Consider the following 23329-nt stretch of genomic DNA (forward strand, 5'->3'; position numbering starts at 1 on the left):
AATCTCGTACGCGGAATTTCGGTAGAATTTTCAGACCATGAGAATTAATACATAATGTATTACGCATGTTTGTTGAGTAAATACAAAACGAATCAGAAAATCAACGAAAGTATTGATAATTCGACGTGTCAATATTGAAATATTCGCTTTGGCGCGCGCGTTGACGTGTTGCCACACCAATCACCAAGCCAAATGTCATTGCCAGCAAATACTGGATTTCCTTGGTGAATATGATCCATTCGAATCCAGAGTGGACGTAGGCGACGAACATCGCGATCGCGCACCCCAGCAGAATCTGGCCTTCTGTTTTGTCGTGATTTCGAAAGCCGGCTACAAATGCAAGCAGCATCGGCGTGAACACCATCAGACAAAAAGCAACCATACCAAGGTAGCCGGTCTCGGCACCGGCCAACATGTAGGCGTTGTGCACGATGGCGCGCCGGTTTCCTTCAGATGGGTCCACGCCAGCACGGTCGGAGTAGCCCATGGATTGGGCTGCATAGACGTAATGGTTTGCGCCAACCCCCATCGGGAAATCGTGAAGCATGAAAAGAGCCGCCTGATTAAAGGCCGCACGCTCGTCATAGGCGTCTTCATGGAGCGGACTTGCTTCAAAGCGTTTTTCGAATGTCGACACAGCGACCGGCAGCAGCATGACTGCCACCAGAACCGCACCACCGACGACGGCGATCTTGCGTCTGGTCAGTCCGATAAGCGCCATTAGCGCGAACGTCAGGGCAATTCCAAAACCGGCCATTCCCAACGAGGCGCGCGACGCGGTGAAGATCAATATCGTCAACATGACGAGCACCGACCCAACCAGATAGAGCAGGTTCTTGCGGCCCGACAACAGCATGACAAGGTGCGGGAAAAGCACGAAGTGCACCGACATGCCCAAAGTGTTCTGATGCACAAAAAGCCCGGTATTCTGTGGAAGGCCCAACCCGAAACGCTGCCAGACAACTGCGATGAACTGGCCGACAATCCCGATCATCATGCCTTTGTAAATCAGCGACGGAACTTCCTCGTAGGCGCTGGCCCTGGCAACAACAACGACGATCAGGAACATCCTGAGATATTGCCAGACGCCGAAAAATGCAGCCATTGGCTCAGGCGCCTGCGTGACCGAAAGCATCAGAACAAATATATAGATAAGCATCGGCACATAATAAGCTTTGGGCGAATGCTGCGTTGGCAAGATCAGCAAAGCTATGAGGGCCATGAAATCGAGAATGGAAACTTCCATTCCCATGACAAAACCGCTCCACTCCTCCCAGGATACTATGCCAATATCCAGAAGAGGTACCGCAGTCAGGTAAAATGGAAAACTTCCGAATGATATCCAGAATATTCTTGACACAAAGGCGTATCGTCGCACCAATAAACTTATTGGAAAAATGCTGAGTAACAGAAGAGCGGCAAATGCAAACTTCAAAACTGTATCTCTGACGATTAACAATGTTGCTATCGGTCAATACAATTAACACATAGCTTGCGACATGAAAGGTCTTTGGTGCCGTGAGATTATTTTATTTGATAATTTTCTTAACGTGCATTTTAACAGCACCTTTTTCTGCTTCATCTAAAGCATTGGCGAGCAGCGGAGTTCGTATTCACGAAATTACCATGGCTGCTCCGGATATCATTGCAGTCGAAATTCGAGACATGGATTTTCGTGTTGGCCGTATCGTCGAGCTTGATGCGCCTGCATCTGCATCCGTCGGCTCCTGGATTTCTTACAAAGACGAATGGGGCATGGTTATCGGGCCAGATCGTCGACATCTGCGCATCTCCGACACCCCACCCGACCAATTTCTTGATCGCGCGAAGTTTCTGAAGCAAAGCAATTATCAGCTGGACGGCGCAGCACGCGTTGTGGCCGTCTACCGAAAATCCGTGCCCTACAGTTCTGGTTTTTATCGCGGCGACAGCGGCGCAACCGAAACAGGCGCCTCGTTCAAACACACATTTTATCTCAAACTGGATCAGCCACTCAACGAAGGGAAACATACGATAACGTGGCCTGAGGGTGTATTTCCACCAACGAATTTTGTCTTCGACACGCTCCAGACACGCGCAATCGCTTTGCGTTCCACCTTTGTAGGACACAGGCCGGAAGACCCTTCCAAAATTGCCTATCTGGCATTGTGGCTGCCGGAAGGACCAGAGCACGGCGCAGTGGACTTCCGCAAATACGGCATCGATACTTTCTCGCTCATTGATGAAACCGGCCTAGAGGTTTTCACGGCTCCGGTCAGTCTTCGCAGCCAGCCCGACGATCCCGAGCCGTCAAACGGGCTTCCTCAGCCACTCATCGATTACGCAGAAGGCGTACCCTTTCCGGTTACGGCCATTCGTCCGGGAGCAGAACCCTACATTATGGCGCCGGGCCACGAACTGCAGACCGGGCAACGCGTCGCGCTTCAGCGACTGCGTGGCGAACAGGATGCAAAAGCCGTGTTTGCAACAATGGCAAGCACTGACGCCGACGGCTTCACTTTAAGCGATGTCAGCGAACCGCTGCCTGATGTGATCGAACCCGGAGCAAATGTCTCACTGACCTATAAATCGAACCGCGCCGGAACGTTCGTGTTCGAGCTGGATTATTCCGCATGGAACAATCCGGGCAAATACCGCCTGCGACTGCCTGGCATTGGTGTGAGTGACACATTCGAGATTGCTGACGACCGCTGGATGGCGTTGGCCCGCAATGGCATTGGCGGGCTTTACAATCATCGCAGCGGCATCCCGCTCGATAACCGTTTTGGGTTTGAACGTCCGGAGGCTTTCCGCCCCGGCCCAAAACTGCAGATACTCGAAAGTAACCTGCCACTTGTCTGGACGCCGAACTGGTACAACGGTTTTGTGCCGTTTGAGGAGGGTTCAAATGCCTCCTGGGTTACGACCCATGTTGCGCCCGATGACTATTGGGGCGGTTACATGGATGCAGGAGACTGGGACAGGCGCATTCAGCATCTTTCGGTTTCAGATGCATTCCTTGAACTTGACGAGTTTCTTCCCGCGAACAAACGCGCAGAACTGCTCGGGATTCCAAAATCCAGTGAACTTTTGCCGGGTTACGAGAGCCTCGACGGCGCACCAGACCTTCTACACGAAGCGGTCTGGAACATTGATTTTTACCGACGCCTTCAACTGCCGGATGGAAGTGTACGCGGCGGTATTGAAAGTACCGGGCATCCATTACTCGGTTCGACGAGCTTTCTGGAGCACCTGAAGATATTCACCTATGCACCCGACCATATCTCTACTTACAGATATGCGGCATCTGCTGCGCGACTTGCCCGATTGCTGCGAGAAGCCGGTCAACAAGACCTGTCGGAAACCTATCGCCAAAGCGCGCTGAAAGCCTGGGAAGCCGCAGAACGAGGCTTCGAGAACCCGGACGAATTCTACGCCAGATCGATAGAGGCAGGAACGAAGGCCGGCGCGTTTTCTGCCATATCGTGGGAAGACCGCAAGGCCGTGTTGCAGAAAGATGCAGAAGGACCGCGCATTGCGGCAGCGGCTTCGCTGTTCAGGCTCGACAACAATCCATCCTTCGCCACCTTGGTCGAAACCGCGTGGAAAAAAGAGGGAGACGTTTATTTCCAGAAAGGCGATGGCGCCTGGGACTATCACCAAAGCGGTCATGCCGACCCAACATTGCGTGACCAGATTGAAAAAGCCTTTGTCCGCGAGGCCGGCACGCTTCTCTCTGTGCAATCGTCACTGGCCTATCCAAGCATGAAACATCCTTATGCGCCAGCAGGCTGGGGACAAGGCGGCCCGCCCGATTTCGGTCAAACCCTGCTCCTGTTCCGCGCCTATCAGATCAGCGGTGATGTCCAGATCATTCGCCTGTTGCAGCAAACCATGCATGGCCTGCACGGCGCAAACCAGCTTGGTATCAGCTTTACGACCGGGATCGGCCCTAGGCAGATCGAGCATCCTTTGCACGAAGATCATCGCGCCATGGGCGTGGCGCCGCCACCTGGGATAACCATCTATGGCTGGGCGCCACAAAACGCCTCTGCATATGGCTGGGTTTTTGGGCCCTCATGGTCGCCTCTGGCAGAAGTGGGACGCCCCGACGCGGTTGCGCAGCGCAAGGTGGAGCCAGATCGCTTTGCCCTGCCCTTCTTCGAATACCTGATCGAACATCCAGCCATCGTTATTCAGCAGGAATACACTGTCGATCAAACCATCGGTCCGGTGACATTCATAGCGCTGTTTCTGGATGCAATTTAGGACGGTCACCCACTGGAATTCAACAGAGCTTGGGATTGTAGAATAAACGGATGACACACTTCGTAAAAACCAAGCTTCAAGATTCTGCCGCCTCCATCAAGCTAAAGGCGCTAATAAAGACAGCGATCCTTGAAGCGTCCTCTTTATGGACAGCCAGTGGCCTGTACAAAAATTCGGCTATGCACGGGGTTATCTTTACGCTTCATCATGTCCGGCCAAGCCAGTCCGGCAGCAACCCGCAGCAGAAAAATCTGGAAATCACGCCTGATTTTCTTGATCTGGTGATCAGCACACTCCGCGATTTGGGATATCGATTTATACGGCTTGAGGAGCTTGAAACGGCAGCGAAAGATCCCTCTGCCCAACCATTCGCTGTGTTCACATTGGACGATGGATATCGCGACAACGTGACATACGCGCTTCCAGTGTTCGCCCGACATCAGGTTCCCTTTACAATATTTGCATGCTCAGGCTTCATTCAACGGACCCACAGCATGTGGTGGGAAACGGCCTTTGAACTCACGCAACAAGGGCATTCTTTGCAGTTCGATTTCGGTGACGGCCGCGAGCAGGTCAGTTTGGCATCGCCAGACGCCAGAGAAGCCGCATATCAACGCCTGTCGCGTTTCATTATGAACTCTGATGAAGCAAAAGCCATCGACAAGCTCAATCAGTCGGCATCAGATTGCGGTATTGATCCTATGAAGCCCGTTGACGAGACGATCCTCGATGAGGCCGAACTCATAGCACTTTCTCGCCACCCACTGGCCACGATCGGCGCGCACTCCGTCAGTCATCGGGCAATGGCCAGGTTGACCCACGATGAACTGACAGAAGAACTAACATCATCGTGCCATTACCTGGAAACTTTATTGTCTCAGGAAATCTGTACTTTCGCATTTCCCTACGGTCATCGTGCTGAGGCAGGACCAAGAGAGTTTGCGGCCGCAGGTGCGTCAGGCTTTAAATTGGCGGTTACCACAGTGCAGGCGCCAGTTTGCAATGAGCAGGTGACGTCGGCATTGCAACTTCCGAGAGTCAACATCGATGGTCGCTGGCAACGCCGCAGATATGTGGCCGCACTCGCATCGGGATTGCCGTTCCGGGTATTGGGAACCTTCGCCAACAGTCGATGACTGGATCTTGTTGGCAACAGTAGGTGTAATTATGAACACCTTAAATATTTCAGAGAGATAATACTGCTTGCCGCTCGTAATTATTTTACATATTGAATAACACACCACCATTAGACGCTTGGGTTGAGGCCGAAGTTTATGAGCATGATTTCACCGGTGCTTTGGCTTTTCTCTATATGTACTGCGATCCCCACGGCTCTGTATGGAATAGAAGTTTCCATGTCTTTCCTGAGACGGCAAGTTGCACCAACTCCTGCCGAACGCCTCCCAGCCGTCATCATTATTCCAGCCCATGATGAAGAAGAGGGAATTGCAAGAACGGTGGTCAGCGTAACTTCGCAAATGCGCCCATTCGACCGGCTTTTGGTTGTCGCCGACAATTGCACTGATGCCACGGCTGAAATAGCTCGAGCCGCTGGCGCCGAGGTGCTGGAGCGAACTGATCTTAAGCTTCGCGGCAAGGGTTATGCACTAGATGCGGGATTGCAGGCCATTGCGCAAAATCCACTGCCCTTCGTGGTTTTTATTGATGCAGACTGCATAATCGAGGCGGGTGGGCTCGACGCGCTCGTCAGGGCATCAAATGCCCAGAGTGGAGCAGTCCAGGCCGTCAATCTGATGCTTGCGCCGACCGGTGCGAGCATCGGGACCAAAGTTGCCGAGTTTGCTTTTCTGATCAAAAACAAAGTACGGCCAAAGGGGCTGGCGCGCATGGGCGTCGGATGCCAGCTCACCGGGACCGCCATGGCGTTCCCATGGGCCCTTATTCGCGGCGTGAACGTCGCGAGCGGAAACCTCGTTGAAGATATGAAGCTGGGACTTGATCTCACGCTGGTCGGAAAGCCACCGACACTCTGCGAGACGTCATATATCTATAGCTTTTTTCCGCAATCCAAGACTGGAGCTGCAACCCAACGGCAACGTTGGGAAAGTGGGCATATTGCGACCATCTCAGAAGCGTTTCGCGCTCTGCCCAAGGCTCAAATCCTCAAAGAGCCGAAACTGGCGCTTTGGATGCTGGATCTACTTATCCCACCTTTGAGCCTCCTTCTTTTGAGCTTGGTCATTGTCGGCATGACTGAAATCGGCCTGATCATTTCATTCGATATGCCCGCTGGCCCATTCACAGTGACAATGCTTGCACTTATGTGGCTGCTCGGAACAACAAGTTTGGCGTGGCTAAAGTACGGAATGACAGCTTTACCGCCTAAAGACCTTACCCAGGTCCTGCCCTACGTCTTCAGTAAAATACCTCTCTATCTTACCATAATTGGTGGTCGGCAGAACAAAAGCTGGATCAGAACAGACCGTTCCAACGGCAGCGAACCTTTTTAATATAGTCATGCTTACTAACTACACGCGCGGTTCGACGACAAACGTAATTATCATTAGTAATACTAAGTACATCAAAAGACGTAGATAAATTTATTATTTAGCAGCCTCCCCTCTCTCCGAGTAGCGATGAGATAGCATCATGCATCTCAAATAAGAAATTCCAGACGACAAACAATTTCTTTCACGAGGAAATTGTATTGACTCGCTTCACAACAATACTGCATTATTAATAATTGCTTAACTAAATATAAAATTACAAAACGCATAATTTTTTTCGGGGGGAACGACGATGGAAAATGTGTCGATCAATGGCGACGCGTGGGAAGTCAAACAACGGTTTCTGGATGTTCCGTACAACACTTTACGGTTTCATGAGGTTATTGCCGCAATTGAGGGCGTCAAACACACCGATGGTTTTTTTTACATCGTTACTCCGAACGTCGATCATGCCGTTAGATTACGCGGCGATAATATCCTGCAGAACATTTACGAACAGTCCTGGCTTTCTCTATGCGATAGCAAACCTATTTCCTGGATGGCGAAATCCCTGTCTTTTCCGTTGCCGCTCGTTACCGGCTCAGATCTGACGGCATGTCTTTTTCATGAGGTAATTCAGCCAGGGGACCGCGTTACTTTGATCGCTCCTTACGAGGAGGTCGCACAGCGCATGATTGAACGGTTCCCGGACGTCCACATTACCTACCACGTGCCGCCACGTAATGTGATCACCAATGAAGAGGCGATGCGTGCCTGTGCAGAATTTGCCGCCCGGGACAAGCCAAACTTCATATTCATTGCTGTTGGCTCACCACAGTCTGAGCTGATCGCTTACGAAATATCACACACAGCAGGCTCAACCGGCGTTTGCATCTGTTGTGGGGCATCTTTGGAATTCATCACAAACCTTCAGACAAGGGCGCCATTCGTCATGCAGAAATTCGGGTTTGAATGGCTCTATCGACTGATGTCCGATCCCCGGAGGCTCTGGCGCCGCTATGTCTATGCGGTCCCGCCGCTTGTTCGGATGTTTGCCGCGGAAGCCATGATGCGCTCAAAATCCCGGCAGCGGGCAAGATCGGAAAAGAATATCGTCGAAAAACAGCTTGAAAAGCACAAGACCGCTTGAAAGCGATCATTTCCTGAACGCGAAGGCCGAGACGCTTCAGCGCCTCTATTATGGCTGCCGTTTTATCATCGAGAAAAACCGCTGATCCTCGAAGCGTCGCACGCTCGCGCGATGGATCAACTGAGCGGCGACAACAACAAACGGAACTGGCCAAACCAGGCACAGAAGCAGCCCCACAACATACCTGCCCCAGGGCAGTCTTCGCCGTGCAGATTCAACTGAGTTTGCGATGGCAAAAATAGATGCGATCATCAAATACAGGATCCCAGCTATCGTCATACCAATACCTTCCCGTCACAGCCAGAATGACAACGCCCCCGCGTCAAGTACTCACCTAGCCAAAGTAGCTAAAGCACGATTCGGCATCTGTTAGAAATACCAGCCGTGCCTTTCGCGAAGCTTGGTAATTACGCACTGTGGCTTTTTCATTGCGAAATTTTTGCTTTTTCAGTGGAGAGCCTCCCCTTTTTTAGGGGGCTGGAGATAGGCAAGAGGCTTCGCCAGGGATCGCCGGCAAGCATCCAGATGCCACCAACGCCTGATGATCGCAGGTGGATGGGATGAAGCGGCGCGCGCGGATCTAACTGGCGCTGCTCGATCTGGTTACGGACATTGTGTGCTCGACGCACACAGTAAAACCCCGATCTGACCAGTTGATAGCAGTTAAACAATCAGATCGGGATGAGTGATAAGCGGCAACGCGTGGTTAGACGACGCTGCTGGAAATCAAATCCGCTTATCAGGCGGCCACGCTCACATCATCAAGCAGAAAATGCACGATGACGTATTTGGATTGGCTCACATTTCCACTTTCTGATTTTTCTTCAACGGTACCGCCATCGGCTGGATGCCAACGCTGATAATGCGGGTTGTTCGCGATGAGCGTAATTGCCTTTCCTGCCGACTTGCCGTCGAGACGATAACGCGCCTCTGCAAGAGGCCAGATGCGCTCATAATCCTGTTGCAGCATTCGAACTTTTAAAGCCTTACGAAGAGCTTCCGGGTGAGAGGTCGGGTCATCTGAGGCATCTCCTGTGACATCAAGCGTCACCTCCTCAGCACCCTGTAACAAGGAATTGTATTCTTCCGGCCACATTCGTTTCATGAAACTGCTCCTCCAAGCTTACTCCACACCATGAATGTAGCGCGTTTGAAACGGTAAGCAACGGCGATTTATCGTTGTTTTGCGGACAAAAAGTCGCGATCTGTTTCCGATGGAAATAACCGTTCTGGACGACGGTCACATGTATTACGCGGCGACTTCTCAGGCGGTTCGACCAACGCATGCTACGTGAAAGTGCCGTCAGTCAGCCGCCACTGCGGCGGCGATGATGTCACGCAACCAGCGATGTGCGGGCTGAGAATCCGGCCTTTTATGCTAGCGCAGGCAGGTGGCGATGCGTGATGATGAGAAGGGCAGTTCGCGGATAACAAGACGGCCATCCGTGCTGATTGCCTCGGCGATAGGCCGCCGCATGACCACAAGCATTTTTTGTTGTTGCAAAGCGGTCGTGTAACCAAGCAATGGAATGCTGTGCCGAACGTCACGTCTAACCAAATGTTCTGCCAACCACATGAGGGTCGATCATCGTTCGACGCTATGCAGACCTAGAAGTATGCGTGGGCAAAGTTTGCCCACGCCGCCACGAGGATCACAATCGTGCGCCACCTGTTGCGTCAATCATCTGTCCTGTCGTCCAGCGGGCCTCTTCCGACGCAAGGAATGTGATGACATCAGCAATGTCATCGGCACGTCCCAGACGATTGAAGACCGACATCGCCTCGGCACCCGCACGTGCCTCCGGCATTGCCAGCCATTCGGCATTCATGTCTGTCTCAGTCACGCCGGGTCTGACCACATTGACGGTAATTCCGCGCTTGCCGAACTCCGGCGCAAGAGCAAGAGTAAGCGTTTCGAGAGCACCTTTTGATGCCGCATAGGCAGGGTGAGTTGGTGCTGCAACACGCGCAAAACCGGTCGAAACATTGATGATACGCCCATTGTCGCTGATATCATCAGCCACAGCCTGTATCAGGAAGAAGGGCGCTTTGAAGTTGATGGTCATCAACTCATCGAATGCAGCTTCGGTCGTGTCACCTATCGATGTTGCCGTTGCAATCCCGGCATTATTGACGAGAATATCAAGCACCGGTTTACCAGAAAACGCGATCGCAGCCTCCTTGAACTGCTGCCAGAGGCTGTCTGTCGCTTGCTTGCCCTTGCGCAGATCGGCGCCGATGGCCACCGCTTTTGCGCCCAGAGCTTCAATTTCACGCACAGTCGCCTGTGCGGCATCTGCATTGGCAGCATAGTGGACAGCGATAAGACCCGCACCTTGCCTGGCAAATGCCAGAGCGGCAGCCCGGCCGATGCCGCGGGAACTTCCTGTAATCAGGGCGGTTTTATTGGATAGCTTCTTGGACATAAATCACTCCGTTGCGATTTAACTAGCGAACGATATAATAAAACCGCTGAATGGCATGTCAATATTTATGTAGGGATCGATATAATAATGTCTGAAACGGTGCGGAAACGCGGCAGACCCCGCGTGCTCAATCGGGAAACCGGACTTGAGGTTGCAGCCAATCTGTTCTGGGAACGTGGCTACGAAGGCACATCGATTGCCGATCTCACCGCCGCCATGGGCATCACACCGCCATCGCTCTATGCAACCTTCGGCTCCAAGGAAGAACTGTTCCGCATGGCGCTCAACCACAGCATCAGCCAGCAAAACAGCCAACGCCTACAACTGCTTGACGCAAAAAGGCCCGTTTATGAGACGCTCAAATTATTCCTTTATGACATCGCCGAAGGAGACACCCAGCCAGACAAGCCGCGGGGCTGTATCGTCTCGACGGCCGTTTTGCAGCACTCAGAAGAAAACGCCTCGGTGGCCCGGACAACGGCAGCACTGCGCGAAGCCTCGATACAGGTTCTGAAGAGCCGATTTGACCGCGCGGTCAGCGAAGGTGAACTACCTGAGGGAACGGATACAGACACACTGGCCCGTTTCTACGGCGCTGTCATGCAGGGCATGTCCGCTCAAGCCTGCGACGGCGCATGTACGATAAGATTGAAGGCACTGGTCGATATCGCCCTGAATGCATGGCCCGGCAAGCGCTGACATTCGCCAAAGCCACCCTTTGCGCGAAGAGCGCGTTGTCATTCGAGTGTTTCGCCCAGCGTATCGGCAACAAAGGCACCGCGCTGGCCCATGGGTTTGGGCGAGCCGGTCGTCGTGTCTCGCGCCGTCTGGTGTTCCAGCTCTGCGTTTATCTGGGCACCGACGATCAGGATAATGACGGAAATCCACACCCACACCATCAGAGCTATCAGGGCGCCCAGTGTTCCATATGTCGCATTATAATTCGCAAAATTTTCAAGGTAATAGGAGAAAAGCAGCGATGCGACGAACCATAGAGATGTACTGAACAAGACACCCCAGTTGATCCACCTTAGCTTGGCTTGCTCACGGCTGGGGCCGAAGCGGTGTACTACGGTAATTCCGAAGCCGACGAACAGGATAAGGAACGGCCAGCGCACGAACCGGGCAAGCATTTCCTGCCACCGGTCAAGCCACAGATAGGTAAGAGCCGCCGGCAGAACGCCAATCGCCGCAATGATCACGATAACGACGATTAGGGCACCAAAAGTAAATGTCAGGGATAGCAGGTTAAGGCGAAAAAAATTACGCTTCTCGCTTTCCTGATAGGCGACATTCATCGCTTCGAACAGCGCTTTCATGCCACTATTGGCACTCCACAGGGCAATGATGAGACCGCTGACGAAAGCGATGCTCAGCGTTGAACTCTTTTGCTGGGCAAGCGCATGCAACTGGCCAAGCACGATGTCAAAGGACCCAGGCGGCAGGATCCGCGCCAGAAAGCTGATATGATCGACGATCGTCACCGGATCAGCGATAAAGCCGTAAAGGGCCACCAGTGCACCAAGGGCAGGAAACAGCGATAGAAGCAGGAAATAGGTAACGCCAGCTGCGATCAACGTGACCCGATCAACCATAAGCGCTTTGACGATACGCCAGAACACATCGCGCATGCCCTTTGCAGGGATTTCGTTGGGCGCATCTGCATCCCGTCCTATCGCCTTGTCGAGATCACGTTCCAAATATCTGCCTATCCATCATTCGCATGTTTCTCATCCACACCAACGCCTCGGATGCGCTCCACATCAGCGCCACCGCCCCCATTGATGGCGCACGTCCCTGCATTAATCCGGGCTGGAAATCGACGGTGGGCGAATGTCCACCGCAGATTTTTTGCCGCTGTTGTCCTTGGCAAATTCCTCATCGGCGTGTTGATTGGCTTTGGTCGCCTGTTCGGCCTGCTGGTCGGTCATTTGATGCTCTTTTTCAGCACGCAGCCAATGATCGTTGTGAAAACCGCTTTTGCGGCCCTCTTCCTCCCAGATTTTATAGGCCAGTTGGCGGATTTTTTCTTCCCTGTCGGTCATGACACTTCCTCCCTTATTGTTACGTCCAACCCCGTCGAAACCGAGTTGTTCCGTATTCCAGAAGAGAAAAATGCAAGACGCTTAATATCCTGTCATTTCAAGATATCCGCGACCCGACACACTGCCTTCAAACGTGATCGGACCTTCCCAATAAGGCGTGGATGTGGCCATCCATGCCTGATCGTTGAGTGCCTTCGTTGTGATGTCTAGACCGCGACTTGGAATTCGTACCCGCCACTCCACGGGGATCGACTTGCCGTTGACATCCGCAGATCTAAGCGGTTCAAAAGACACATCGCCGGAAGCGAGCGGCGACGGCGTGCCATCAGCGCTGATCCAGTTTGCGGAAGTGTAACCTTCACCGCTGTCACGCAGCCTGAAAGCCATGACTTTTTCCCCGCTATCCAGATGCAGTGAAAACCAGTCCCATCCGGTCTGGTCGGCAGCAAGCGGCTGCGATGACCATTCACGGTCAAGCCAGGCCTTTCCCTTCACTTCGACAGATTGCCCGTCAAGCTCCACCCGACCGGTGACGGCGTAGAACGGCTGCGAATAATAATAGCTTGCCTGCCCAGCCAGTGATTTTACCGAATACCCGTGGTCGCCCTGCAGTGTCACCGGCCCCTGTGCTTTCAGGGTCAGATCATAGGAAAAATCCTTGCCACTGGCCTTGAGCGATACGCCATCCATACCGTCCTGCTCGGCCGCAACGACACTCTTCATCTGCCAATCATCAATCCACGCAGCAAATGGCTCAGCTGCTACTCCCGCCTGCCCCACACCACCTCGGCCAAATTTTTCGGCGACATGATGGCTGGTTGCGGTCGTAAGGGCCGCGTGACCAATCCATATTTGCGGGTCGGACCAGCCTGCCCGTTCTTGCGGGGCAAGTGCCGAACGGAATAATGTCCATTGAGCACCCAGCGGACGACCATCAACCGTCTCCAGATTGGCCGTGACATACCACCATTCGATCCTGAAATCGGGATGCGCAGCGTGGTCACGTGGAAACTGCAACGCCACGCCTTTTTGCGGCACGGTAAACCCCTCGGCATTTGAACCGAGCCCGGCGAAACCCTGCGCAACAGCGGCGACCGGTGCAGCCGTGATTAATGCGAAGACGATAAAAAACGCCGTTCTAACGTTCATTGGCAAACACCCTCAGTAGATCGGCAGGATCGGTTGTGGCCAGTCGCCGCACCGGGATCAGAACCGAAATCAAAGCCGCCAGCAGCGCAACAACGCCGAGCTTCAGCCAGTCGAATGGAAACAGGATCAGGGGCAACCGCCAGCCAAAAGCTTCGACATTGACGATTGCAAGCAAAACCCACGCAAGCGCCAGTCCGACGGGAACCGCCGCGACAAAGGTCGCCAGCCACAAGGCGATCGTTCGGACGATTTCCAGTAGCGCGAGATCACGGCGGCGAAGCCCCATCGCCCATACGGGAGCAAGCTGCGGCAGTCGAAGTGCTGACAATGTCAGCAGACTGGAAAACATTGCAAATCCGGCGACCGCAAGCGTGAGAATGTTAAGCGCGCCGGTTACCGCAAATGTCTGCTCAAAGATCGCCGTCGACTGCCGTTTCAGGGCGGCCTGATCGATGACGTTGCTCTCTGGCAGGCCAAACTCTTCTGACAGCTTTTTTCTGAATTCCGGCACCTGTTGCGGTTTCATACGCAAACCATACCGAAGTTTCGCCACATCGGGATAATGCCGGACAAGTGCATCGAGCCCGATCATGACCTGGCCACTTGGATTGCCGTAGTCAGAGAACACGCCAACAATCTCTGCCGACCAACCACCGGGCAGGTTAATCCGTTCACCAAGGTTTGCCTTGCCGGTTCGCCAAAGCTGCTCATTGACAAGCGCGCCTTGTCCCTTGGCAATCTCATCCCAGGTCGAGGTGGAGCGAGCAATCAAGGGCCAGTGGTCGCGGTAGGTGACATCATCTGCAACGCCTGAAATCTGTATGTGCCTGCCAAGCACCTCACCTTCCGTGCTCCAGATCGGCAGAATCGCCGTGACATGTCCGGGCAGCCAGCCACGTAGCCTCTCGGCTTCCGCCTCATTGCGCGCCGTAACATACACCTCTGCGGCAAGACGCTGATCCAGCCAGCCCAGAAAGGTCTGCCTAAAACTGGACACCATTGTTCCGACACCGACATTGGCCGAAAGCGCCAGAAGCAGCGCCATCAGTGCCAAGGAAAGGCCGGGCAATTGCTGGCGCGTGTCAGCCCAGAACCACTGCATGAGAACCTGTCGGGACATGTATTGTCCAGCAGCCATCACCAGTGCCAACAGGGCTGGCAAAATAAGCGCTGCACCAAGCAGCAGCGCCCCAAGCACGGCAAAACCGGAGTAAAGGCCCTCGCCCGCGACCGCGATAATGGCAGAGGCAAACAGCAAGGAAACGCCAATACCTGACTGAACCACCAGCCTTTTAGTCGACACGCGCGCCCAGGCTCTTTGTTGTGCAGCCGCCAGTATCGGCATTTTCCAGACATGCAGCAGATGTTGCACAGACGACAAGGCCGTGCCAGCCAACGCCATGGCCAGCCCTGCCAACCACCATTGCGGTCTGATCGAAAGTCCACCCGCTACGCTTGCCCCGTAGAGACCGCTCAATGTCGCCGCGACACCAGGCAGGAGAGCAGATGCGACGAGGTAACCCAGCACGACGCCAAGCACACCTGCGAGAAGGGCAAAGGCAATGGTTTCGATGGCAAGCATTGTCGTGAGCGTGCGCAGCGATACTCCAAGCGACCGCAATGTTCTGAAGGTCGCGCGGCGTTGCTCAAAAGACAGGCCTGTCGCTGAGTAGACGATGAAAAGGCCGACTACGAATGCCAGAAAACCGAAGGCTGTCAGATTAAGATGAAAACTGTCGGTCAGCTGGGCAACATCAGGTCGCCCGCCGGCATCGCGCACCATCAGCTCCGGCGCTATGTTTTTGATGGCTTCAAGCCCTGCTTTCTGGTCAGGCGAGATCACGATCCTGCTCAGTTCGCCATTGCGGTTCAGCAGCCGGTCGGCAACACTAATGTCAACAAAAGCTGCGCCATCAGGAAGATCCGCCGCTATTTTGACCGATAGACCAGCGGTATCGGTCAGGCGGGCGGCAGTCGCAGCCGACACGATCAACTGGCCGGGAGAACGGACAAATTCGGTAAGACCTGCGGCGCTTGAAACTGGGGTAAACTGTGCTTGCGAGGGCATGCTCAGTGGATCGATGCCAATCAGCCGGATGCGCGTCTGACCAAACCTGTAGTCACCCTCGATAACCGGTGAAACGGACCAGCCCGAGCGGCGTAATTTTGCATATGTCTCGGTGGCGATAGTGCTTCCGTTTCGCGGTACCAATTGATCGAGAGCATTCTGGTCGAAGACGGCAGCGGCACGTCCGTAACTTGCCCTCGCCTCCGCATTGATTGCCTGCACGCCAGACCACAGCGCCGTCGCAAGCGCCACACCCAGAATGAGTGTGGTCAACTGCAGTGGTCTGTAACGCCAGTGGGACAGCAGCGCCCAGAAGGCAATCCTCCTCATGTGACAACCCTTCCGCCACTCAGAGTGATCCGGCGGTCCAGCTTGTCGGCCAGTCTGTTGGAATGTGTTACCAGAAGAAGGGCAATATCCGCCGATTTGGTCAGTCGCAGCATGATATTTAGTACGATATCGGCTGTGGCTTCGTCCAGATTGCCGGTCGGTTCATCGGCAAGAATAAGCGACGGTCTGGCCGCCAGTGTCCGCCCGATCGCCACCCTTTGTTGTTGACCGCCGGAAAGCTGTTCGGGGTAGCGATGAAGAAGCTGACCGATGCCAAGTTCTTCAACGAGTTGCGTCTCCCACGCCTGATCGAAACGATCCGCGAGCTTGGCGTGAAACGAGATATTGGCTTTCACATCCAGACTTGGAATGAGATTGAACTGCTGGAAGATGACCCCGACATCGCGCCTGCGAAAGCCTGCACGACCCGCATCATCGAGATTGGTGATGTCGCGCCCGTTGACAGTGATAGTGCCACTATCTGGCTTGTCCAACCCGCCTGCCAGGTGCAGAAGGGTGCTTTTGCCACTACCGGATTCACCCGTCAGCGCAAGGCTCTCGCCTTTTGCCAGATCAAGCGTCACACCTTTCAGGACCGGGATTTGCCCTTCGGCTGACGGGTATGATTTGGTGATATCAGAAAGCGAAAGGATCATGGCAGTCTCACTAAGGAATATCAGGTGGAGCCACCCGCGCGTCGTTGCCGACGTCGCCAGTTTGCGACGCGGCATGCGTCATCTTTAATTCCACAGGCCAAACGATACCACCCATTGATCACCACATGGGAGGGAAATGGCGTTGATTTGATGGGGAATGACGAATACAGGACCGTCTGCTAGGCGACGCGACAATCCTGAACGGCCTTCAAAAAGGCATCCGGCAAGCATGGTTTGTTGATCCAGAAACGGCTCGCCCAAGTAATTTCCGCAGCGGTATCAACCTGCGCATCATCAGCAGAATGCACAATGATGGGGACATTGCGGGATGAGAGGATTCCAGCGACCTCGTCCGATGCACCGTCACGCAGACGTGTCTCTATAACCGCCAGCTGTGGTGTGTTGGTGTTAAGCCAATTTTGCGCTTCGGCACAGGAGGTAAAGGTGACAATGTTTGAAAAACCGGCGCTCGTGAGCAAATCCTCGACCTCAAGGGCGATGAGCGGCTGGTCGTCCAGCACCAGAACGGTGTCATATGTACGCGTTACCAGTGTAACTTCTCCTTGCAATAAACCGCAGCTTAGCAGTTTCTGACGCGCATAGGTGGAAGGTATGCCAGCGTACATAAAATCCGTCGAATTTCCGGAATGCTATAGAATCACCAACCGTTTGAAATAGCTCAGGGCTTAACGGCTGTGGGTTCGGACTCACGCCCGTCAACGAGTGCCATGAACGTTTCGGACCACCCCGCCTCTCGCAGTCGACTCCTAGCTCTTTTGCCTCCCCATGAATTCGCAAGTGTGACCGATGCGTTGACGCCGGTTGACCTCCCGAAAGGCGAAGTCATCGCGAGTGCCAACGGCACCATCGAGTATGTCTATTTTCTTTGCAGTGGCATCGGGTCGGTGGTCACCGCATCAAAGGATGGTCAACGCTCCGAAGCTGGCATGGTCGGGCGTGAGGGGTTTTGCCCGACTTCGGCAGGCGTGGGCGGAACCATCAGTGTTCACGAGGTGCTAATGCAGGTGTCGGGTGAAGCCTACCGCATGCCGATCGACGCAGTGAATGACAAGCTGTCGGCCAATCCGATCTTTGCAAACCTGCTAGCAAGATTCATCCAGACATTTGCCGCACAAATATCATACACGGCCCTCTGCAACGCCAATTATCAGGTCGACCAACGCCTAGCCCGATGGTTACTGATGTGCCACGATCGGCTGGACGACGATGAAATAAGCCTCACCCACGACTTCGTTTCCCTGATGCTCGCGGTTCGACGACCCAGTATCACCAACGCGTTCCATGTTCTGGAAGGCATGAAGCTTGTTGTGGCAGAGCGCGGCAGGGTGACGATCCGTGACCGCAAGGGACTTGAGGAATTTGCCGGGGGCGCCTACGGCGAACCAGAAGCGGAGTATCGTCGACTGATCGGTCCTTTTTGATCAGTTATTTTTTCAAATGATTTTGCACGACGTCGTGAAAGGATACGCTGAACAGAAGCTTGCCAGCGTCATCCGATACATCCACATATTCATCAGCCACCACGCGCCCGCTCTTGATGAGTGCAGCAACCATTTCTCGGACCGCACCAATGGCACTTACGCGAGCAGCATCATCATTCAAAAAGTCATCGCCCTCGACATCGGAAACAATTTCTCCGTCACGGCGTAGGTGAAAGAAATATCGGCTCATATCGACAACATCAGTCTGAGGGCGTTGTGATGTTTGGCTTCGTTTGCAACGTTCATGGGAAAAGGTCCTTCATAAGACGCCGGTACTCTGCCTCCGGCTTTCCGTAAGCGTCATGTGCAAACTCTTCAAGCGCAGCCCTGTTCCTTATTGTAATCATGCCACGTTGTGATTTGAGGAAACCGTTACCTTCCAGCACGTGAAGTGAGGTGGTGACGCTTGGTCTACGTACGGCCAGCATTCGGGCAATAAACTCATGGGTCAGTGCGATCTCGTTTCCCGTCACACGGTCGTGGCACATCAAAAGCCAGCGTGCGAGCCGCTCATTGACATCGTGGACAGCGTTGGAAACTGCTGTCTGAGCAAGTTGGACTGAAAAAGCCTCGATTGACCGAATAACAATCTTTGAAAAGCTACTGTTTTCCATAGCAGCGCGGAAGTTTTTGTAGTCAACGCGATATGCATCGCCGGAAAGCTGCATCGTTACATCGTGCGAACTGGTTTCCACTTCGGCAATGGCAGTTGTTGGCACATAACCTTCAAATCCGAAAATTCCCGCCTCTGCACTGTTTCCATCAGGCGTCGTAGTCACCAGCGAGCCTATGCCCGACGCCAGAAAGTATACATGATCGATCGGTTCACCCACCCGGGCCAGAACTGTGCCACGAGGCAAGTCGACATATTCCAGGTGCTTTGCAATCAACGAAAAATCGTCGGGCGGAAGAATGGATAGTAGTTTGTTCCGAATGGAATCCTGATTGGCTGAAACCATGACGTTCGCTTCCGTCTTGAGGCAAGAGTTGGCACCCCTCATCGTCTGCGCCTTCGAACACCCTGCAAACGACTACGGAAAGCTTATACGCAGGTAATCTGTTCAGCAACCCGACTTGCCGTCTTGCTTACCACCCAAATTTATTGGCCCGCACGGAACATCTGAGCCCTCTTGATGATTTAAAAGGACTAGCTCAGGAGAAAAATCATGAAAAATCCAGTATCGCCCGCCGTCCAGTCGCTCCGCAAGGAGCAGGCTGCCGTCAAAGACAAGAGCGCAAATGACGACCTGCAGAACGCGATTGAAGATACGTTTCCCGCATCCGATCCTTTGTCGATTACGCAAACCTCCGTGCCTTCGGGACGGACCGATGTTGACGCCGCAGAGCAGATTGAAAACAGCGCTGACCTCATAACACCCAAAACTGCCGTCCGTGACGACGACGCTACACGTCAGGAACTGCGAGATCTCAGCAGCGAGATTACAAAACTTTCCGACGCCATTCGTTCTGTCGGCACATCATCTGCCAGATTGGCGAAAGCGGAAGTGCGCGACCAGGTGGAAACGATTGAGGAGAAGGTGCGCGCCCAACCTTTATTGTGGGTATCAATGGCGGCAGCAGCGGGGTTTCTATGGGCATCTGTCAGAGGCCGTTAACGCCCCAGCTGAAATGCCTGGCAGTCACCTCTCGAGGCGATAAATTTTTGTTGAACTGGTGTGTTGCAACAAATTTAGCCCGCATGTGTTCCTGAAACGAAGCGTGGCATCAATCTGCCCCGCCAGCACTCAAGGGAGCCAACTGTCGATGTTCAGAAAAAACTACATTCTCGCCACCACGATGCTTGCATGCAGCCTTATTGCGGTTCCCGTTTCGGCCCAAGACAGCAACACCGCAGAAACAGGAAAAGCAAATGCGCCGCAGCAGGCACCGGCGTTTGAAAACCAGACGCGGGCACCGTTGCCTGAAAACCAGCCACGTGTCGAAATGAAGGTGATTGCCAAGGACTTGCCACACCTGTGGGCAATGGAGTTCCTGCCGGATGGCCGCATGCTGGTCACGGCAAAGGAAGGTGCTATGCACATTGTTTCGCAAGATGGCAGTGCAGTCAGCGAGCCTATTGAAGGCGTTCCGGAAGTAGCCTCTGCTGGTCAGGGCGGCCTGCTGGACGTTGCGCTCGCACCGGACTTTGAAACATCCGGCATGATCTATTTCTCGTTTTCAGAACCCCGCCAAGATGGCAACGGCACTTCCGTGGCCGCAGCAAAATTGGTCGAGGTCGACGGTGGTGCAAAACTCGAAGGTGTAACGACCATATTCCAGCAGACACCGAGTTACGACGGTGACAAACATTTCGGTTCACGCCTGGTATTTGGACCGCAGGGTGAGTTGTATGTGACGGTCGGCGAGCGTTCAGACGCGGAAGTGCGCACCGGTGCGCAGGATCTGGCAAGCGGTTTTGGCAAGGTTTTCCGCATCGACACATCAGGCAAGGCAATTGAAGGCAATCCATTCGTCGCCACGGACGGCGCGCTCGACGAGATCTGGAGCTTGGGACACCGCAATGTTCAGGCAGCAGCCCTCGATGGACAGGGACGTCTGTGGCTGGTCGAACACGGGCCCAAGGGCGGCGATGAGCTCAATCGACCGGAAGCCGGAAAAAATTACGGTTGGCCAGAGGTAACCTACGGCATTGAATACAGCGGTCGCGCAGTGGGAGATGGTATTACCTCACAGCAAGGTACCGAGCAGCCGGTCTATTACTGGGATCCCGTTATCGCGCCTTCTGGCATGGCCTATTATGATCATGACCTGATACCGGAATGGAAAGGCGCCTTCCTGATTGGCGGGCTTGTCAGCCAGGGCATCGTAGCGGTCCATATGGATGGTGATCGCGTCTCGCATGAAGGACGGCTCGATTTAGAAGCACGTATCCGCGATGTGAAAGTTGCACCTGACGGTTCTGTCTTTGCAGTGACCGAACAACGTGGTGGCGGAAACTCGACAATCATCAAAATTACCAATGCAACCTGACTGACACTGCGGGCTGTTTAACTGCCGCCCGCCATATCAAAGCACTGCGCGCAACGGCCAAGCGGCGCGCGCGGTGCGAACCACATACACCGGCATTTTACGCCAGCATGTTCCTTTTTTGTTCCTTTCATGTTATGCAGACGCCAATATTTTCGGGCTTTCGGAATCGTCTGGGCCTGAACGCCATCGCAGTAATGGCGTGACGGACTATGTAGCAGCGCGAAATGAGAGCATTTACAGGCATCAAATGACGGCGACCTATCTGGAAAAACTGAATGACCAGCAACGAAGTGCTGTCGTGCATGGCATCGGCGCAGTGGATGGGCAGATCGGCGGACCACTGCTGATTATTGCCGGTGCTGGCTCTGGCAAGACCAATACGCTTGCGCATCGCGTCACTCATCTCATCGTCAATGGTGCGGATCCACGCCGCATTCTGCTAATGACCTTTTCCAGACGGGCAGCTTCGGAAATGACCCGGCGCGTCCAGCGCATTTGTCGGCAGGTTCTCGGCGAAAATTCCGCCGTCATGACCGATGCACTTGCGTGGGCGGGCACATTCCACGGCATCGGCGCACGGCTTTTGCGGATCTATGCCGAACAGATCGGACTGAACGTCGATTTCACCATTCATGATCGCGAAGATAGCGCCGATCTTATGAATATCGTCCGGCATGATCTCGGTTTTTCCAAAACCCGGGACCGGTTTCCGACCAAGGGCACGTGCCTTGCCATCTATTCCCGCGTGGTGAATTCGGAATGTTCGATTGCCGAAGCGCTTAAAACCTCCTGGCCTTGGGTCACGGAATGGGAAAATGAGTTGAAGGAGTTGTTTGGCGCCTATGTCGAGGCCAAGCAGGCACAAAACGTACTCGACTACGACGACCTTCTTCTCTACTGGGCTCAAATGGTGTCAGATCCGGAACTTGCGGGAGATATCGGCAATCGTTTCGACTATATTCTCGTTGATGAATATCAGGACACCAACCGTCTGCAGGCATCCATTCTCAGATCGCTCAAGCCAAATGGTCAGGGCCTGACGGTGGTTGGCGATGACGCACAGTCGATCTATTCCTTTCGCGCCGCTACCATTCGCAACATTCTCGATTTTCCGAAGGAATTTTCGCCGCAACCGGCTGATGTCATTACCCTTGACCGGAACTATCGATCCACACAGCCGATCCTTGCCGCCGCAAATGGTGTGATCGATCTTGCCCGGGAGCGCTTTACCAAGAATCTGTGGACCGACCGCGAATCCGAACAGCGGCCAATGCTGGTCACCGTAAAGGACGAGACCGATCAGGCCGCCTATATTGTCGAACAGGTACTGGCCAATCGCGAGATCGGAATATCGCTAAAACAGCAGGCGGTGCTCTTCCGCTCATCCAACCACAGCGGTGCGTTGGAAGTTGAGCTGACCAGGCGCAATATTCCCTTCGTGAAGTTCGGCGGTTTGAAGTTTCTCGACAGCGCTCATGTCAAGGACCTGCTGGCCGTACTGCGGTTTGCGCAGAACCCGCGTGACCGCGTGGCGGGTTTCAGACTGCTTCAGATGTTACCGGGTATTGGCCCACAAACGGCAGGTAAAATCCTCGACACGATAACGGCAGAACCGGAGCCGCTGATCTCGCTCGCGGAGATTCCGCCTCCACCCAAGAGTGGTGAAGACTGGGCAAAGTTTATCACTCTCATGGTAGGCCTGAGGAAGATGGGGGCGAGCTGGCCTGCCGAGATTGGCCTGGCTCGCCTGTGGTATGAGCCCTATCTTGATCGCATTCACGAGGATGCTGACACGCGCAAGGCCGATCTCATCCAGCTTGAGCAGATCGCAGCAGGTTATGCCAACCGGGAAAGATTTCTGACTGAGCTGACCCTTGATCCGCCCGACGCGACCAGTGATCAGGCCGGGGTCCCGTTGCTTGATGAGGATTACCTGATCCTGTCAACCATCCATTCTTCCAAGGGTCAGGAATGGCGCTCCGTTTTTATGCTCAATGTGGTTGATGGCTGCATTCCTTCTGACCTCGGGGTTGGTACGACGGCCGAGATCGAAGAAGAGCGACGTTTGCTTTACGTTGGAATGACTAGGGCGCGTGACAGCCTTTCGCTCATTACCCCGCAACGCTTTTTTACCCACGGACAAAACACGCAAGGTGACCGTCATGTCTACGCCTCGCGCACCCGCTTCATTCCCGCGACATTGCTGCAATTCTTCGAGTCAACAAGCTGGCCGAAGATAAGCCCTAACGCCAGCGAGCGCAGTGCCACCCAGATACGCATGGATGTCGGTGCGCGAATGCGCTCCATGTGGAAGTGA

At 53.9% G+C, this 23329-nt stretch carries 20 protein-coding genes; 9 read left to right on the forward strand and 11 right to left on the reverse strand.

Going from position 1 to position 23329, the window contains the following annotated elements:
* Positions 1-100 precede the first annotated feature (100 nt).
* On the reverse strand, positions 101-1252 hold the full coding sequence (locus HGO37_RS15060) for an O-antigen ligase family protein (RefSeq protein ID WP_250984018.1): 1152 nt from the start codon (positions 1250-1252) through the stop codon (positions 101-103).
* A 374-nt stretch (positions 1253-1626) separates the two neighbouring features.
* On the opposite strand from HGO37_RS15060, the gene HGO37_RS15065 reads away from it, so the two are divergent.
* From HGO37_RS15065 to HGO37_RS15080, 4 genes are all read left to right on the forward strand, one after another.
* Positions 1627-4248 (forward strand): glycoside hydrolase family 9 protein, encoded by a 2622-nt coding sequence (locus tag HGO37_RS15065; RefSeq protein WP_250984019.1) that lies wholly within the window; start codon positions 1627-1629, stop codon positions 4246-4248.
* Between the two features lie 50 nt (positions 4249-4298).
* Complete coding sequence (locus HGO37_RS15070) at positions 4299-5384, forward strand: polysaccharide deacetylase family protein (protein WP_250984020.1); 1086 nt, start codon at positions 4299-4301, stop codon at positions 5382-5384.
* A 138-nt stretch (positions 5385-5522) separates the two neighbouring features.
* Entirely contained in the window at positions 5523-6719 is a 1197-nt protein-coding gene (locus tag HGO37_RS15075; RefSeq protein ID WP_250984021.1) for a glycosyltransferase family 2 protein, read from the forward strand.
* Between the two features lie 289 nt (positions 6720-7008).
* Positions 7009-7845 carry a WecB/TagA/CpsF family glycosyltransferase gene (locus HGO37_RS15080; protein ID WP_250984022.1) on the forward strand — a complete coding sequence of 279 codons (837 nt, stop codon included), beginning with the start codon at positions 7009-7011 and terminating at the stop codon, positions 7843-7845.
* A 739-nt stretch (positions 7846-8584) separates the two neighbouring features.
* On the opposite strand, the gene HGO37_RS15085 is transcribed toward HGO37_RS15080, so the two are convergent.
* Together HGO37_RS15085 and HGO37_RS15090 are read right to left on the reverse strand one after the other, a co-directional pair.
* Positions 8585-8941, reverse strand: coding sequence for a hypothetical protein (locus HGO37_RS15085; RefSeq protein ID WP_250984094.1), 357 nt, complete (start codon positions 8939-8941; stop codon positions 8585-8587).
* A gap of 556 nt (positions 8942-9497) precedes the next feature.
* Complete coding sequence (locus HGO37_RS15090) at positions 9498-10271, reverse strand: SDR family oxidoreductase (RefSeq protein ID WP_250984023.1); 774 nt, start codon at positions 10269-10271, stop codon at positions 9498-9500.
* 87 nt (positions 10272-10358) lie between these two features.
* Here HGO37_RS15090 and HGO37_RS15095 point away from each other — a divergent pair, with 87 nt between their 5' ends.
* A complete protein-coding gene (locus HGO37_RS15095) occupies positions 10359-10970 on the forward strand; it encodes a TetR/AcrR family transcriptional regulator (protein ID WP_250984024.1) in 612 nt (203 codons plus the stop codon).
* 38 nt (positions 10971-11008) lie between these two features.
* Here HGO37_RS15095 and HGO37_RS15100 read toward each other — a convergent pair whose 3' ends face one another.
* The 6 genes from HGO37_RS15100 to HGO37_RS15125 all read right to left on the reverse strand — a co-directional run bounded on the left by HGO37_RS15100 (position 11009) and on the right by HGO37_RS15125 (position 17145).
* Positions 11009-11971, reverse strand: coding sequence for a YihY/virulence factor BrkB family protein (locus HGO37_RS15100; RefSeq protein ID WP_250984025.1), 963 nt, complete (start codon positions 11969-11971; stop codon positions 11009-11011).
* A gap of 102 nt (positions 11972-12073) precedes the next feature.
* Positions 12074-12316: a DUF2934 domain-containing protein gene (locus HGO37_RS15105; protein WP_250984026.1), complete on the reverse strand. Its 243-nt coding sequence runs from the start codon at positions 12314-12316 to the stop codon at positions 12074-12076.
* A gap of 81 nt (positions 12317-12397) precedes the next feature.
* A complete protein-coding gene (locus HGO37_RS15110) occupies positions 12398-13465 on the reverse strand; it encodes a lipocalin-like domain-containing protein (protein WP_250984027.1) in 1068 nt (355 codons plus the stop codon).
* Positions 13455-15863 carry an ABC transporter permease gene (locus HGO37_RS15115; protein WP_250984028.1) on the reverse strand — a complete coding sequence of 803 codons (2409 nt, stop codon included), beginning with the start codon at positions 15861-15863 and terminating at the stop codon, positions 13455-13457. The genes HGO37_RS15110 and HGO37_RS15115 overlap by 11 nt, the downstream gene beginning before the upstream one ends.
* Positions 15860-16519, reverse strand: coding sequence for an ABC transporter ATP-binding protein (locus HGO37_RS15120; protein WP_250984029.1), 660 nt, complete (start codon positions 16517-16519; stop codon positions 15860-15862). Before HGO37_RS15120 ends, HGO37_RS15115 begins: the two co-directional genes overlap by 4 nt.
* 179 nt (positions 16520-16698) lie before the next feature.
* Entirely contained in the window at positions 16699-17145 is a 447-nt protein-coding gene (locus tag HGO37_RS15125) for a response regulator (RefSeq protein WP_250984030.1), read from the reverse strand.
* 174 nt (positions 17146-17319) lie between these two features.
* Between HGO37_RS15125 and HGO37_RS15130 the strand changes: the two genes are divergently transcribed.
* A complete protein-coding gene (locus HGO37_RS15130; RefSeq protein WP_371815379.1) occupies positions 17320-17961 on the forward strand; it encodes a Crp/Fnr family transcriptional regulator in 642 nt (213 codons plus the stop codon).
* Positions 17962-17965: 4 nt separating this feature from the next.
* Here HGO37_RS15130 and HGO37_RS15135 read toward each other — a convergent pair whose 3' ends face one another.
* Both HGO37_RS15135 and HGO37_RS15140 read right to left on the reverse strand, forming a co-directional pair.
* A complete protein-coding gene (locus HGO37_RS15135; RefSeq protein WP_250984031.1) occupies positions 17966-18211 on the reverse strand; it encodes a DUF6894 family protein in 246 nt (81 codons plus the stop codon).
* A 52-nt stretch (positions 18212-18263) separates the two neighbouring features.
* Positions 18264-18980: a Crp/Fnr family transcriptional regulator gene (locus HGO37_RS15140; RefSeq protein WP_250984032.1), complete on the reverse strand. Its 717-nt coding sequence runs from the start codon at positions 18978-18980 to the stop codon at positions 18264-18266.
* Positions 18981-19187: 207 nt separating this feature from the next.
* Here HGO37_RS15140 and HGO37_RS15145 point away from each other — a divergent pair, with 207 nt between their 5' ends.
* The 3 genes from HGO37_RS15145 to HGO37_RS15155 all read left to right on the forward strand — a co-directional run bounded on the left by HGO37_RS15145 (position 19188) and on the right by HGO37_RS15155 (position 23329).
* Positions 19188-19637: a hypothetical protein gene (locus HGO37_RS15145; protein WP_250984033.1), complete on the forward strand. Its 450-nt coding sequence runs from the start codon at positions 19188-19190 to the stop codon at positions 19635-19637.
* Between the two features lie 148 nt (positions 19638-19785).
* Positions 19786-21012 (forward strand): PQQ-dependent sugar dehydrogenase, encoded by a 1227-nt coding sequence (locus HGO37_RS15150; protein ID WP_250984034.1) that lies wholly within the window; start codon positions 19786-19788, stop codon positions 21010-21012.
* 247 nt (positions 21013-21259) lie between these two features.
* Complete coding sequence (locus tag HGO37_RS15155) at positions 21260-23329, forward strand: ATP-dependent helicase (RefSeq protein ID WP_250984035.1); 2070 nt, start codon at positions 21260-21262, stop codon at positions 23327-23329.

The organism is Rhizobium sp. CG4, assembly GCF_023701965.1.
GTDB lineage: Bacteria > Pseudomonadota > Alphaproteobacteria > Rhizobiales > Rhizobiaceae > Agrobacterium.